We start from the raw sequence: 16279 nt of genomic DNA, 5'->3' as shown, positions 1-16279 counted from the left end.
CAATGGTTCAACTCCTTGAATTATATGTAAATCAAACAGGTCATATTTGCATTTTCCCACACTTCCATTGGGAAAATTAACTCCCATATTTAAAATTGCGAACTGCTATATTCCTTGTATTAGACAAGAATTTAGAAGTTCCACAAAAAAAGCCGCAATTGAGCACATTTGTAAGTGTACTCGCTTGCGGCTATTTTTGTTTTTAGTTGGATAGTAGACTAATTTATTCGTCAAAGTCTCTATAATGAGCTTATTTGTAGGCATTGACATATTTTTCAGTGTTTCATACTTCAAATACAGAGTTAGCCTATATAACTCTTAATCTTTAAAAATCAAAACAGATACTCTGTCACACTAAAAAATGAAGTTCATGCGCACATAAAGTTTAAATTCTTTAGTAGTAGGGGAAAATGTGTGTTATAATATATAATTAATATCAGATACTTTTTCCCCACTACCTTACCTATGTAAAGCTAAGGATAACTTATAGTATTAATAATCACATTTCTCTTTGCCGTACACAGAAAAAATCACTTTTATTGCATCCTATTCTGTAAAACAGGTAGGTACAAGGGAAAAAGTACTGTATATTCATATATTAATAAAGAACACTTTTTCTCCTTACTTGGGAATTATGATATTTCCATTATCATCTATCTCTACTATTTTATTTACTTTCTTCGTGGGTAGTTTTTTCTGCTTGGAAAAATCATTTTCTAATAGAATATTTTCAGTATGTAAAGTTAAGGGAGTAGTGATTGATACTAAATCAGCACCAACAAGTTTTATTATATACTTGTCATAAGTCTTTTTATCTATTCCGATTGCTTTGATTATATTTTTCTTAATCAGCTCTATATTGCCATATTGGGATAATAGAAGTAATTGGATAAAGAAACCCTTTATCGCTGCATCCAGTTCGATTAATGCAAACTTATTGGAGATAGTGATACATTGTTCTTCCATTGCAGGAATATGATAAATATTCCGTCTAGTTAGATAATAAAAACCATTATCCACAAAATAAGGCTTTATATCCAAGTACTCCTCAAATTTCTTATTAAAACTGCTTACTGATTTACCTCCACTTGTTCTTTTTAATTCATCTAAAGTGATTCTCACATTATACCAATCATCTCTTGAAAGAGACAAACAGAAAAATCTATAAATATTGGCAGGTTTGAATCTATTTAGAATAGAATAGTTGACGGTTGCATTGCTTCTGCAAAATTTGGGTAGAATATTCATTAGTAGCGGATTGAATATTGTTTATAAATAGTAAATCTTTCTTCTCTTTTTCTATCTTGTAGTAATAAGCACTACCAAAGTAAATCTTTGCTTCTTTTCGATTATTGAATCGCTTTCCCGTGGGAATATGAATAATCATAGGTCATTGGTTTATTTTATAAATGATGTATCTTAATCTAATTAACGTTGTGGCGCAAAATAAATCGTATATACTTTCCCTTGTATCTTCCTTTTGCTTTTAATATAGCCATTTGAGCTAGCCCATAAGCCAACTCTAAGCCTGTTATCTGTTACTCCTTGTTTTAGTGCTTTTTCTCTGATTTCTTCATAGGTGAATGTTTGCATGGTACTGTTTTATAATAAAAATGGTGATAAAATAGTGTATCTTTTATGCTTGTGTTATCTTATATACTATTTGTAATATATTGATACAAAGGTACTAGGTTTTTAGGGAGTGACCTAATACTAGTACCACAAATTGAAAAATTCGACTAGAAGCATTAATAAAGTGTGATTACTGAATATCAAACCGATAAAAAGTCTGTACCTTAAAAAGATGTTACTTTTTGTTTCTCCTATTGATTGCTCTCTTTGTGTAATCTGGTTTCCACTCTCTAAGGACTTCTGTTTTATTGTATTTTTCTAGCAACTCCCACACTTCTTGAAAACTATAGTCACCACACACATCATTATCAAACATATCATTATTTCCAGCAGTTATAGAAAAATCAGGTAATATATCCCTTACAGAAGAATAGAGCTTGTTTATCAACAATTTATCTTTCTTATTAAAAGTAATAGTTTCATCACTGACAAAAGCATATTCTATTCTAAACTTGGGTTTGTTCACATTATAAAGAACATTATATTCAAGCCCACTGGCAAATAATACCGTGAATACCTTTTGATTCGTTTTTACAGAATAAATCTTGATAGCTTCAATTACTTTATGAAGTATGTCATATTTTTCCGATTCATCCGTAATATCTATGTCTTTAATTTCCTCAATGGCTTTTATCCTTCTTTGAATTGCCTGTTTTTTACTTTCAATAATGTCTATTTCTTTTTGATAATCATTAGCTTCCGTACTCATTTTGTTAAAATCCTCCATTTTGCTAGTAAACACTGTAGGGTTAGTGTCTCTAATTAAAAGAAGGGTATCAAATAGCTTAGCTGCATCTTTATTGATTTTATCTCTTTGCATCTCAAAATTGTTTTTCGACTCTGACAATTTAGATAATTGCTCTTGATAGGGTTCAATCCGTTCTTGTGCCTTGCTGGATGCAATAGTACTCTTAAATAGTCTCTCAACTAAATTCCAAATTATAGGTTCAATATTGGTTGCACTAATACCTGCACTATGACAATCTGCAACATAATTAGCTCTAATGTTATCAAACCTCGTTTGGCAGGCATATATATTTCTACCACTGTTGCATATATACCTTCTACCACAATCTGTACAAAATATCAATGCTCTTAACAATGGTTTATTAACCATTTCAGACTTACTTCTATTCCTTCTTTCAGTCAATTCCTTTTCAGATTGTTCAAATACTTCTTCACTTACTATTGGTGGTGCTGAAACTAACTCAACAACTTTTTTATTTCTAATAGTCATTGTATATTTCGGCACTCCTTTATATACAGGATTATGCAATATATCTCTTACTGTTGCTAAACTCCAATTAGGATTGCCCTTCTTTGTTTTTATACCCTCACTAGTTAAAATCTTACTAATCCTATTGGTTGATACTCCGTCTATAGATAGTTGATACATTCTTCTAACAACTTTTGCTTCATCTTCATTTATTGTTAATTGTTTTGTTATCGAATTATAATTATAGCCATAGGGAGCTATAGGAGTATAACTATGACCTTCTTTTAGAATATATCTTCTTTTACTGGAAATTGTTCGTTCTTTCAAAGTCTCTATTTCTTGCTCTGCTATCATTGATATTACTCCAATGGTAAACATTGCGTTCTTATTTTCCGTGCCGTCATCATTCAAAGTATAGAGACCTTCTTTTTTAGTAAAGATACAGATTCCCTTATTAGCGAAATTCTTCACCGTTTGCTGAATGAAGATAGACCTTCGAGAAAGCCTGGATAATTCCCACACTAAAATAATATCAATATCATTTTTAGTTAATTTCTCTAGTTTCTTAAATTCTGTTCTATCATCTTTAAAACCAGAAACTTTCTCTTCAAAAATATATTTTACCTCAATATTATTACGGGCAGCATAATCCTTCAATTCATCCGTTTGCTTACCATAATCTTGTATTTCTGTAGATACTCTACTGTAAATTGCACCTCTCATAAATCTTGGCTATTTTAATATAGTACAAAGATAATAAATGGTAGTATTATGTGCAAATGTTTATTGTCTACCCCTCTCCAATGCGAAACCATATTCAGGAACCAACGATGGAAAAGCAATTCCCAATGTGGATTGTTGCAAGGAACCCTGTTTGCCAAAGCATGAATGCGGTCTTTACCGTCCCAATGCGGCAAATGAAACAGAAATTCTTCCAATGGATTATAGATAGGCACACGGTTGGAATGTAAGTAACGGTCTATATCCCTGTCCCATACCCCGATTCCTTCAGATTGGGCGTCCAGCATAATACTGTTTTGCGCCCGTTTGTCGATGGGATGGAAATAGAACTGAAATGAGAAACGCTCCCGGTATTCCACCTCCCCGATCTGCGTATTGTAGCGAAACTCATAACGACGATTCATAAATTCGTCCATTTGCAGGCTAAGGCGTTGTTCTTTAGTCAGGCAGTTGCCTTTGGGCACTCCCTTACATTCCTTATACACGTTTCTTATCATTTCGCGTACCAGCATCGGATTTTTTCTTTTGTAATAACGCATGATGGTGCGTCTGGTTGCCTCCTCTTCCGGGATGCCTGAATAGTAGCAGTTTTCGGCAAGCGGGACTACTAAAGTTTGCAAATCATGATCGTTCCGGTGCCAATCTGTTTCCATTTCTTCGAATGTTTTCCGCAATGCCGCTTCATAGAGTAATGCTACAGTATCTTCCGTATCATATCCCGGCAAGGCACGATTCAATGGAGATGTTTCAGTGCTCGATTTCTCATGATAAGTCATCTCGCCGGGCATACCGATAGGTTGTGAAAGATAGAAAGGGACAGGGGTGGAACGATAAATCAGGTCCGGATCATAGCTAAGACGTGAGAATTGTTCCAGTTTCGGCTCTTTTAGCAGAATATTGAAAGGGAGTTGAGGCTGATAACATTTGATGGCGAGGCGATAGGCATGCGCTTGAAACACTTCGGCCTCTTCCGTTGTTTGTGGCAAAGTGCCGTCCGGTCGGGTGAAGCAAGTCCATATCTTGACACTTTTACCGCTTGCCCCCATGAAGGCCAACATTGTCTGGGGAAGTTCGGCAGCCTTTTGCTTCACAATATCCACTTCTGCTTTTCCGGCTAACGGACCAATGGTCAGTTCTACAATACCATTGTAGGTTTTCATTCGTTTCACTCCGTTCACTCGCCCGAAAGCTGCGGCAGGAATCACTCGTGGTAGTTTGCTGGCGAGGGAACAAGGTTCATCGGGCAGAACAAAATGCAGGGCCTGACGTAGTCCGGATACCGGGCGGAGCTTGGTTTCTTTCTTCATTTTCTCTATCAGCAGGTCAATGTCCATCACGCTTAGTGCTTCCGTATCTCCGTTTTCCCTGATTTGTGTAATCTTCATTTCTTTTTATCTTGAATTTTATAGACCTGTAAGTGTTTGTTATAGGTTTCAAAGGTACGGATAAGGTGCTTGTAAAACAAACTATTTAGGATTTATCATGATAAAGAATAGACTTTCTTAATTCAGTTTTTTTTTAATTTGCAACTAATGACGTTCGGAACTAATGATGCTGGGACTGATACATTGGAAAGTGGGTATGGATGTGCTGTCTACCGTGTATTGTTATGATAAGAAGCAGGTATACTTCCATTCACCTGTCGGTATAGTTCCGCTAAAGTGTTGGTATCTTTAGTTCGTCACGGCCATGACGAGATCTTCCCACGGCCGTGGTAGGAACTTGTCACGGCTGTGGAAAGAAGTCACCACGGCCGTGGGAAGGTAAAGATACCGTTACTCTAGCCGAACAATACCTACTTGTTAAGTGAAAGATACTTATGGTGCTACTTCTATCTGACTCAGTTTCTTCATTGCTACCATAATATCCGGTTTTAGGAAGTATAATAGTATTATTTGTGATTGTTGAAGTTATCATCCATGTCTCCACATCCTCTACGTAATAAGATTCACCTGTTTCATGATTATACCGGCGAATTTCTTAGCTTCCAGCAACTTTTTTACTCACCTGCAGGATATTACCTTCCCCCGGGAAACGAAATAGCCAATAGGACAATGCCTGCCACAAATTCTCCCCAACATACCGAACGGAAGATTGCAAAAGAAGAATATGCAGCATTCATTTGGATATGTGTTGAAATATATGTTAATTTGCGGTCTAAGTCATAATAAAATGGATACTTCTCACATCAACGCCGATATCCTGCATAAAAATATAAAAGATATATACAACGAATATCATGACTCTTTATTGGCATTCGCCAAGAGTTATGTTATGCGGGAGGATATTGCGCAAGATTTAGTACAAGAAGCATTCATAAGACTATGGGAAAAAGACCATGACTTTTTCTCGGAGGTGGCTTTGCGTTCTTATCTGTTTGCTTCAGTCAAAAATCTTTCTCTCGACTATTTGAAGCATTTGGATGTAGAGACCCGCTATGCAGAAGCGTATATGGAAAAAACATCCCAAGAAGATGTGATTGATGAACAGTTCGACAAAGAAGTAATGGAGCTCCTTTTTAAGACAATCGACTGCCTGCCCAAACGTTGTCGGGAAATCTTTTTATTGCATCTGGACGGATTAAGCAGCACAGAGATTGCTGATAAACTCTCCCTTTCGATTGATACCGTACGGACACAAAAGAAACGCGCCATGAAATTTCTAAGAGAACATTTTCAAAGCCAGTCTTCTCCCAATATTTCATTTACTTTTATCTTTTTTAAATTACTCTGCTCCATTTAAGAAGCAACTGACAGCTATACATCGTTGTCTTTCAGGTCTTTCAGTTTTCTTCTAGTTATCTGAACAATAGCGGATTGCACTGGAACCCTGATTCCATGTCTTTACTGATGGAAAGTCTCTGTATTACTCAATGACTATCAGATGATTGCCGGATAAACCTAAAAAACATCACCATTCTTCATTTTTTTTTAAATTCTTGTACCCAATTTAAGGAAGTTTGTCGTTTTAATAATAAAACGATAGTCAACATGAGAAAAAAAGAACTTTTAGTTAAGTATATCTTAGGAATACTTAGCACAAAAGAACGACAGTTATTGGACTTGTGGATGAAAGAATCTCCGAACAATGCTCTTTATTTGGAAAAACTTAAAAAGAGAAACTATAGCGAACGATATCAAGAATATAAGCGCTCCCATCGGAATTTCAGCGTCCGGCAATCCGGTTGGAAACACGTGCTTGTGCAAGCGGCTTGCTGGACGATCCCTGTGCTAGTAGCATTCAGCCTATATCTCGGACTGCGCTCGGACAAAGAGATACAAATAGAACCGGGCACCTCAAAGGCGATTCTTTATCTCGACCCAACTACCAAGATTGAGTTGGGAAACTCTAAGGAATTTGAATGGATACGCTTGAACCGGCTGGATATGGTTGCTGAGAAACAAGGCATTCTGGATTACCACCAAACTTCTTCCCGACAAGACATACACCAGAACAACCTTTTGGAAACACCGCGCGGAGGCGAATATCGTGTCATTCTGGAAGACGGAACCCGGATACACCTGAATTCACAATCCACCCTTTCTTATCCGGTCTGTTTTGAAGCGGACAATCGAACCGTAGAGCTTACCGGAGAGGCCTATTTTGAGGTAGCCAAAGATCCGAAACGTCCTTTCATGGTGAAAGTGAATGGAGTGACCGTACGGCAATATGGAACAAAATTCAGCATCAACGCGCGTTCTCCCCAAAATACGATGATTGTTTTGGAAGAAGGTTCCATCGGAATGATTTCTCCCGATGAAGATGTAAGAATGCTCAATGCCGGCGATGTGGCTGTTTGGGATCGAGTTCACTCTACAATTTCAATTACTGCTCCCGAAAGCTTTGAGGCTTACGTGGCATGGCATCGCTCCCGTTTTGTCTTTGACGATCAATCATTGGGAGAAATCATGGAAAACCTTTCACTTTGGTATGACATGAACGTACAATTCGAAGATGAGGCTCTCTCTAAAATACATTTCACCGGTAGCGTGGGACGCTACGAGAACGTCAACATTCTTTTGAACGCGATTGAAGCAACGTCTAGCGTCAAATTCCACATAGACGAGCACCAAATAACCGTTATGAATAAATATTAAAGAATACACAATGAAAAAAACAGCGAGAAAGAAGAAGCTAATGTGGATAGCTACATTAGTTTCAGGACTTTTATTATGTCAACCGACAAGCGTATGTGCACGGGAGGTGAAAACAGACGTGCATGAGACGGATTGGTCATGGGATAAGGAAAGGACGGTGACTCTAAATTTGAAAAGAGCGACAGTCAAACAATTTTTTGATGCTGTGCATCAACAGACCGGATTGGATTTTGTGTACAACACGAAGCAGATGGCTGCTATGGAACCTATCAGCATTTCGGTAAAGAACGAACCGATAGAGAAACTGCTGAACTTGGTCTTCGGAAAGAAAGGATTCACTTTCAAAAGAAACGGGAACATGGTGACTGTCGGTCTGGAAACGCAAAGTCAGAAAACCCCTGTTCCGTCGGGGGCAAGGCTGCAGAAACAAAAAGTGACAGGGCGAATCTATGACCAGCAAGGAGAGCCTCTAGTCGGAGCGAGTGTCCGCATAAAAGGGACTAACATCGGCAGTGTAGCGGATATCAATGGAGTGTACGAAATAGAAGCGGAACCCAATGCCGTATTGCAATTCAGCTATATCGGAATGGAAGCTCAGGAAATCACCTATAAAGGAGGGAATAAACTGGATGTATCGCTCAAAGCTGATAATAAAACCGAATTGGAAGCGGTTGTCGTAACCGGTATTTTCCAAAAACCGAAAGAGAGTTTTACAGGAGCTGTCTCTACCATCACTTCTGAACAACTGAAAATGTACAAGGGACAGAATATGCTGCAAACATTACGCAATGTAGACGCTTCCATCAATCTGGCTGTCGATAATATTTCGGGTAGTAACCCTAACAACCTGCCCAATATCAATATCCGCGGTACCTCCTCCCTGCCTATGAGCGTAAAGGAATTTAACGAAGGTGTAAAGGGAGAAGTCAATACTCCGCTGATCATCATGGATGGTTTTGAGATTTCACTCACCAAACTGATGGACTATAATGACAATGATATCGAATCCATCAATATCTTGAAAGACGCATCGGCTACAGCCTTGTATGGCTCACGCGGAGCCAACGGAGTCATTGTAATTGTTTCAAAACGCCCGGTTTCCGGTCGGCTGAAAGTGACAGGTACGATAGGACTCAACCTCGAAATGCCCGATCTTACTTCATACGATCTGCTGCATGCCGCAGACAAACTAGAGCTGGAACGCCTGACGGGACTTTATGTATTGGAAGGTTATCCTACGACAACGATAGAGCGACAGGAAATCTACAACGGACGTTTACGAAAAGTCCTTTCCGGTGTAGACACTGACTGGTTGAGCAAACCGCTACGTACAGGAGTCGGGCAGCGTTATAATCTGCGAATGGAAGGCGGCAATGAAGAATTTCGCTGGAGCACTTCCGCTGACTATAACGACACGCAAGGAGCTATGAAAGGTTCTTCACGTAAAGTTTTCAATGGAAGCATTACCTTAATGTATTCCATTAAGAATCTAATTTTCAAAAATCAGACCAACATAGGGATAACTAACAGTAGAGAAAGTAATTACGGTTCATTCAGCAATTATGCCAATCAACAACCTTACAATGCTCCCTATGATGAGAATGGTAATATTGTGCGTTATTTCGACGACTTCTATGCCAATCCGAACTCAAGGACGCAGAATCCGCTTTATGACGCGACTCTCAACTCATTTGATAAAAGTAAATATCAGGATATAAGCAATAATTTCTCTATTGAATGGAATATCTTTGACGGTCTGAAATTACGTGGACAATTAGGAATCAGCGGTCAGACACACTCCAGTGATTATTTTTTGCCGGCAGAACATTCCAAATTCAATACCGATGAATACAAGAGCGCCAGTGGATATTTTCGCCGGGGACTTTACCGCTACGGTACAGGAGAGAACCAGAATTACGATGGTGCCCTCACCCTGTCTTATACCAAAATTATTGCCGACAAACATCAGTTATATACAGGTCTGGACTATTCCATTACCGAATATAAGTCACACTCGTATGGATTTGAAGCGGAAGGTTTCAGCAATGAGAATATGAATTACATAAACAATGCATTGCAATATAAGAAAGACGCGACTCCTTCAGGTTCTAAAAGCACCAATCGCCGCATTGGTCTGACAGCCAATGTGAACTACACTTATGACAACCGTTATTTCCTCGATTTATCTCTGCGTATGGACGGAAGTTCCAATTATGGGACCGACAAGAAGTACGCTCCTTTCTGGAGTACCGGTATCGGATGGAACCTGCATCATGAGTCATTTCTGAAAGAAAACGATGTGCTCACCCAACTGCGTTTAAAAGCCTCCTATGGAGAAACCGGTTCCATGAATTTCTCAAGTCTGGCGACGGAGACCTCCTACAAGTATGTAACCAACAACAAATACCTGAACTGGACGGGAGCTTACCTCGTTGGTTTAGGAAATCCCGACCTGACATGGCAAAAGACGGCTCAATACAATGTCGGTCTTGAGGTCGGTCTGTGGAACGGAAGATTTTCAGGAACCTTCGATTACTATGTGAAACAGACCAACAATCTGCTGTCTTCTATGAATATTCCTCTTTCAATGGGCTTTTCTTCGTATGCCGCCAATGTGGGGGAGGTGAAAAATAACGGGTTCGAAATAGGATTGAACGGTATCATACTCCGTAATCCTGCGCATCACTTTTCATGGTCAGGACGCGCCCAATTGGTATACAACAAGAACCGTATTGTCAAGGTATCCGAAGCTATCAAAGCTCAAAATGAAGAATACTTGAAACAAAATGTAGATGTAAGCAGTCTTTTCTATGAAGGACGCCCGCAAAACGGTATCTATGCCGTGCGATCATTGGGCATTGATCCCAGCTCGGGTAAAGAAATCTTTTTGGATAAAAATGGGAAGATCACTAGCACATGGAATCCGTCGGATAAAGTGTATCTTGGTTCCGGTGAACCACTCTATCGTGGCATAGCCGGGACGATGGTCAGTTGGAAAGGGTTGAGCGTTAATCTCTCATTTGCTTATCATTGGGGTGGAAAAGTCTATAATCAAACATTACTCGATAAAGTGGAAGTGAGTACCTACACCATTGCTTCACAAAATGTAGACTCACGCGTATTAAGTCAAAGATGGATCAAAGAAGGTGATTTGACCTTCTTCAAGGGATTCTCAAACCAAGCCACTCGTGCCACGTCTCGTTATGTGATGGACGACAATGTTTTTGAATTGCAATCACTTGATATACAATATCGTTGGGACTCTGCCGCCTTTCAGAAAGCTACCAGATTTAGTTATTTGATATTCGGAATCAATATGTCCGACTTACTTTATATCTCATCCGTCAAACGTGAGCGTGGAACTGGTTATCCTTATGCCAGAGGCATCAGAGGTACTCTTTCCTTTGCTTTTTAGTTCAAATTAAATAAGAAAAGATATGAAAATAAATAAGAAACTGATAATCATACTGTCCGGCATTACTTTCATGTGTACATCTTGCCGCGATTGGCTGGACATCAAACCGGAGGACGAGGTGTATGGAAAAGACCTATTCTCTTCGTACCAGGGTTTCAAAGATGCTTTGAACGGCTGCTATATGGCATTAGCCGACTGTAACGCTTATGGTGAGAGATTGACAATGAGCAATGTTGAAAGTCTTGCCGCACAATGGAATCTGACCAGTGACTACTATCGTAAAGCTGACTACTATTTTTTACATCACAATTATACCCAGGATGATGCAAAGAATGCCATTAAAACGATATACAGTCAATTATTCAATGTGATTACCCAGGCGAATATGATTATCGGAGCTTGCGAGCAATATGGCAACAACATTGCGGATCCGGCGAGTCGTGCCATGATAGAAGGAGAAGCGTATGGCATACGCGCGTTTTGCCAATTGGATATACTGCGTCTCTTCGGGCAGCTTCCGCAAAATGCGACGCTCACAGTGTCGCTCCCTTATTCAGAAAGTGCTGATATAAAGATTATGCCGGTGTATTATTCTTTTGAGGATTACGTGAAGAAGTTGGATGAAGATCTGGACAAAGCTTGTTCTCTACTAAAAGACTATGATCTGATCTTTAAATACACATTCGACCAACTGAATACTCCTTCAAACATTAATTTGAACGATGATTATCTGGCTTATCGCCAATTACACTTCAACTACTGGGGAGTGAAAGCCTTAAAAGCGCGTCTCTATTTATATATCGGAGATGTGACAAAAGCACATGATAACGCAATGGAAATTATCAACGCAAAAGGAGCGGATGGCAAGTCTCTAATGAAATTAAGCGGAAGAGAAGATCTCCTCAAAGGTCTTTATGCCTGCCCGTCAGAATGTCTGCTTGCTATACACAAGTACAATTTACGGGACTATTCTCCTACTGTACTAGGCGGTGACGCAGACCGTAAGATAAATCCATCGGAACAACTTTGTCTGAACGGCACATGGAATTTGCAAAGGCTCTTCACAGGCTTTTCTATCACGTCACACAACAGATACATTTACCAATGGGAATTGAATACGGAGTCAAGTTCCAATGGACAAAAGTTTCCAACACTTAAGAAGTATTATAGCAAATACAGCAGCGATAATGATATGGTGAAAGGACAAATTATCCCTTTGCTTCGTATTTCCGAACTGTACTTGATTGCTATGGAAACTACCACTAGTCTGGAGGAAGCCAATGCGTTATATAAAGAATATATGGCTTCTCATGACATATCTATCTCTGCGGAGGACAGTTTTACTTCTTTGGATGCTGTGGCGAATTTCATGTTGGCAGAGTATCAGCGTGAATTTTATGCGGAAGGTGTTATGTTCTATCAGTACAAGCGTCGTAACTCAACGTCTATGACTTTTCTTTTGGGTGAAACCATGAATGAAGGACTGTACGTCTTACCATTACCGGAAACAGAATACAATCCAAATGCAATTCAATAAAAAACAGAATTTATGAAACATTATAATCATGCATTCCTATCATTGCTTTTAGGGGGTATATTTGCCATGCTAATGAGTGGATGCGAGAAAGAACTACCTGTATACAGTGATCCGAATAACCGTCTGATCTTTGATTATTCCAATCCGGCGGACACACTGAAGCGATACTCGTTTGTCTACGAGAAAGCCACTACCACAACAGATACTCTGTGGTATAAAGTACATACTATGGGTTTTGTCACCCCCTATGACCGTCCTTTCCAGTTAGAGCAAGTAACTTATGGAGTGTCAGATAACGCTGTACCGGGTAAACATTACGTAGCTTTCGATGACCCTGAATTGCTAAAGAAATATTATTATATTCCTGCAAACTCTGCCGGTACTACTATTCCAATAGTACTTAAACGGGATGCTTCTCTAAAATCACAAGGCTTCATGCTTGTATTTACCATCAAAACCACAGATGAGTTTTCTGCCGGATACACCAACAAGAGCTTCATGAGCATTTATATTGCGGACTTTTTGGCTAAACCTTCCGGATGGAAAACTTTATCAACCTATTATTTCGGCGAATACGGAGTAGCAAAACATCAATTTTTGATAGACACGACAGGAGATAAGTGGGATGATGACTTCCTTGCCAACGAACTGTCTATTGAAGATGCCGCTGTTTGTGATAAATATTATATTGCTTATTTGGAAAGTGTTTTACGCGAGGCTCTTGACAAACTGAATGCGGAACGTGAAGCGCAAGGACTAGGAAAACTGAAAGAGGCAGATGGGACGGAAGTCTCCATTCCCCTGATATCACTATAGAAAAAATGAAATGAATCAAAATAGTAAAGATATGAAAAGGCATTACTTTATAACATACATGATTATAATGATGGCGATACTCTCTGCCTGCTATAGCGACAATAGCGAGGAGGCTTCCGTTGAAGTGGGAAACATTTCCATCAGCGGGATAAAAGAGAAATATTCAGCCATGTCCGATAATGGTGAAGTACTACAGATCAATCCCGTTATCAAAAGTGACTATCCAAAAAAAGACTTGGAATACCATTGGTTCTTATATGAAAAATCGAAAGAAAATGCATCTACAGATAATGATGGAAACCATTACGAAGAAGTCCTTATCAGTGAAGATGAGAATCTGTCCTATCCTGTCAATTTGGGGGTAGGCGACTACACCATTGTGCTTCGGGTTAAATCCCTAAGCAATGGCTGTGTGGCCTACCAATGTACATCACTGAATGTATCTACCCGTTATACAGAGGGATTCTATATACTGAAAGAAGTGAACGGAAACACGGAATTGGATTTCCTGTCCCCTTCGAATGAAAAGATAGACAATGTCTTTACTCGACTGCACCAAGCACCGGTAAGCGGAAAGCCTAAAAGCTTGTCGGTCGTATATAATCATGCGTACATTGATCCGGAGACTAACAAAGCGTCTTACGACCATTCATTGTGTGTCATTACTGATGACAGAAAAGTACGCTTTCTGCGTGCACCGGATTTAGCGGTAGTACATGATGAGAAAACCATGTTTTATGCATCGGATGGAATAGACGAGGTTCCTTATACAAGTGTGAACACCACTTTTAAAAATCTCTATCTTTCCAGCAAGGGAGCATATATTACCGCTTGCGGCGACGCCACTGCAAAACCCATGCCTATTGGTAAATTCAGTCATCCGGAAGAACCGGCGGGCGCCAGTCCCTTTGTGGTAAAAACCGGAACATACGAAACTGTCTTCTGGAATGAAAAGAACCATACGATTTATCGTATAGACATGAATGGAGGTATAAAGACTCCTAGTCCAAAAAAGAATGCATATCAAGAAGTTGCAGTAGAAAACCTGACCAATTATGAATGTGTTTCTGCCGGACAGACTTACATTAACTATGATACCAAACTCTTTTTCTTGTTTAATGAAACATCTACCGGCGATAAGATTTTCTACCGCATGACAGCCAATTGGAGTAATTGCACTCCGGATACCATGCTCACCGTGAATCCCGATATGCATTTCGCCAAAGCGACTTATCGTTCTTACAATGCTCGTTGGGCATCTATAGCCTACTGTGTAGATGGTGGAAAACTTTATGCCTATTCGTTAAATTATCAACAAGATCCTAAGAAATCGATAGAAGAGATAGAGAAAGAGGCTGAATGGGAATTAAAGCCGGAAGGCATTCCTGCAGGTGAAGAAATTGTATATGCAGAAACAATCTATTGGGAACAATTCAATCAAGACAGGTATGGAGACAGTTTCAGATACCTTGCAATAGGAACTCAAACGGGGGATAGCTATCAATTATATTTATATAATATGTTAGGTGGTTCTCCCGATGGGGAACCGGTAAAAACGATTAGCGGAACCGGTAAACTGAAACGCGCCGTATATCTTGCACCAAAATATCCGGGAAATGATTCCGGTCCATTCATGGGATATCCCTACTAATATTGATTTATCAAAAGAATTATGAACCGACTGTTAAAGCATATCATAGTAACATTACTTGCTTGCTGGACTACCATCACGTACGCCCAGCAAGGAGAAGGGGTTTCTTTCCTCGACAATCCCGCATGGCAATCCCTGCTGACGCAAGCGCAGGCTGCCAACAAACCGATTCTGGTAGATTGCTACACCGCTTGGTGCGGACCATGTAAAATGATGGTAAGCCAGGTTTTCACCCAGAAGAAGTTGGGAGACTATCTGAACGGGCGCTTCGTATGCGCCAAGATAGACATGGAAAAAGGAGAGGGGCCGGAACTTGCCAAAAAGTTCAGCGTAAAAGCCTTTCCTACTTTTCTCTATCTGACCAAAGAGGGGACGTTGATGAATTCCGCCGTGGGCGGTTGTACAGCCGACGAATTTATAGAACGTACGGAACGCACCCTATCCGGCAAAACGCTGGAAGTCCTGCAAACGAAGTATGAGGGAGGGGAACGCAGTGAAGAATTTATGGTGCAGTATATTGTGACTCTCGATGAACACATGAAACGTAAAGAGGCTATGCAACTTGCATTGGAGCTGCTGGAAGGGAAAGAGAAGGAATTGTTGGAGAGCAAAGGTCTTTACGACCTTTTCTTCCGCTATATCCGCGAACCGTTTCATCCTCTTTTCCGCTACGTGCAGGAACATCAGGACGAATTTAAAGCCCAATATGATCCGCAACAGTTAGACGATAAGTTGTATCAAGTGTGGTCGGCACATGCAAGCGACTTCTTTAAACAGGAAGGCTCTGTATATAAGATTGATGAAGAAGGGTTAAACCGCTATTTCGAAGAGATGACCCGCTTCCCACTCTTCAAAGGAGACGAAATAATGTTGCGCAACCATCTGCTGGTGGCGGAATACCAAAGAGACTGGAACAAATATGCGCAAATTTGCAACGAAGCAATCCGCAAACAAGACGTCTCGGATGGGATTCTTTATAACTGGGCTTCACGCATAGGAAACGGAACAATCACCTCCGCCACCCGAAAAATGATAACGGGCTGGGTGAAGAAACGCCTTTCCGAGATTCGCAAAAATACGACGGCGGAAAACTACCGATACATAGCATACTATGAACAACTACTGGCAAGCTTCAATCCAAAGAAATAATATTCAAACTTAAAAGAAAGTATAT

At 39.8% G+C, this 16279-nt stretch carries 11 protein-coding genes and 1 pseudogene; 7 read left to right on the top strand and 5 right to left on the bottom strand.

Annotated elements, in window-relative coordinates; all coding sequences use genetic code 11:
- Window positions 1–621: 621 nt before the first annotated feature.
- From I2I13_RS09190 to I2I13_RS09175, 5 genes and pseudogenes are all read right to left on the bottom strand, one after another.
- Window positions 622–1248 (bottom strand): hypothetical protein, encoded by a 627-nt coding sequence (locus I2I13_RS09190; protein ID WP_195649301.1) that lies wholly within the window; start codon window positions 1246–1248, stop codon window positions 622–624.
- Window positions 1187–1387: a hypothetical protein gene (locus I2I13_RS24470; RefSeq protein ID WP_008021249.1), complete on the bottom strand. Its 201-nt coding sequence runs from the start codon at window positions 1385–1387 to the stop codon at window positions 1187–1189. Before I2I13_RS24470 ends, I2I13_RS09190 begins: the two co-directional genes overlap by 62 nt.
- Before the next feature lie 41 nt (window positions 1388–1428).
- Window positions 1429–1593 carry a hypothetical protein gene (locus I2I13_RS09185; protein ID WP_195649300.1) on the bottom strand — a complete coding sequence of 55 codons (165 nt, stop codon included), beginning with the start codon at window positions 1591–1593 and terminating at the stop codon, window positions 1429–1431.
- Window positions 1594–1807: 214 nt separating this feature from the next.
- Complete coding sequence (locus tag I2I13_RS09180; protein WP_195649299.1) at window positions 1808–3571, bottom strand: recombinase family protein; 1764 nt, start codon at window positions 3569–3571, stop codon at window positions 1808–1810.
- A 29-nt stretch (window positions 3572–3600) separates the two neighbouring features.
- A pseudogene (locus I2I13_RS09175) lies at window positions 3601–4974 on the bottom strand (BT4734/BF3469 family protein); the annotation flags it as partial.
- A gap of 787 nt (window positions 4975–5761) precedes the next feature.
- Between I2I13_RS09175 and I2I13_RS09170 the strand changes: the two are divergent.
- From I2I13_RS09170 to I2I13_RS09140, 7 genes are all read left to right on the top strand, one after another.
- Entirely contained in the window at window positions 5762–6331 is a 570-nt protein-coding gene (locus I2I13_RS09170) for an RNA polymerase sigma-70 factor (protein ID WP_148363943.1), read from the top strand.
- A 248-nt stretch (window positions 6332–6579) separates the two neighbouring features.
- Window positions 6580–7686: a FecR family protein gene (locus I2I13_RS09165; RefSeq protein WP_148363942.1), complete on the top strand. Its 1107-nt coding sequence runs from the start codon at window positions 6580–6582 to the stop codon at window positions 7684–7686.
- Between the two features lie 10 nt (window positions 7687–7696).
- Window positions 7697–11101: a SusC/RagA family TonB-linked outer membrane protein gene (locus I2I13_RS09160; protein ID WP_195649297.1), complete on the top strand. Its 3405-nt coding sequence runs from the start codon at window positions 7697–7699 to the stop codon at window positions 11099–11101.
- Window positions 11102–11123: 22 nt separating this feature from the next.
- Window positions 11124–12638 (top strand): RagB/SusD family nutrient uptake outer membrane protein, encoded by a 1515-nt coding sequence (locus I2I13_RS09155; protein ID WP_195649296.1) that lies wholly within the window; start codon window positions 11124–11126, stop codon window positions 12636–12638.
- A gap of 12 nt (window positions 12639–12650) precedes the next feature.
- Window positions 12651–13454 carry a DUF4843 domain-containing protein gene (locus tag I2I13_RS09150; RefSeq protein WP_148363939.1) on the top strand — a complete coding sequence of 268 codons (804 nt, stop codon included), beginning with the start codon at window positions 12651–12653 and terminating at the stop codon, window positions 13452–13454.
- A 31-nt stretch (window positions 13455–13485) separates the two neighbouring features.
- Window positions 13486–15105, top strand: coding sequence for a PKD-like family lipoprotein (locus I2I13_RS09145; RefSeq protein WP_195649295.1), 1620 nt, complete (start codon window positions 13486–13488; stop codon window positions 15103–15105).
- Window positions 15106–15126: 21 nt separating this feature from the next.
- A complete protein-coding gene (locus I2I13_RS09140; RefSeq protein ID WP_195649294.1) occupies window positions 15127–16254 on the top strand; it encodes a thioredoxin family protein in 1128 nt (375 codons plus the stop codon).
- The last annotated feature ends 25 nt before the right edge of the window (window positions 16255–16279 follow it).

It is taken from the genome of Bacteroides sp. D55t1_190419_B8 (genome assembly GCF_015558905.1).
Lineage (GTDB): Bacteria > Bacteroidota > Bacteroidia > Bacteroidales > Bacteroidaceae > Bacteroides > Bacteroides vicugnae.
Note: the sequence above shows the minus strand (reverse complement) of the source record. Positions and strands in the feature narration are given on the sequence as shown.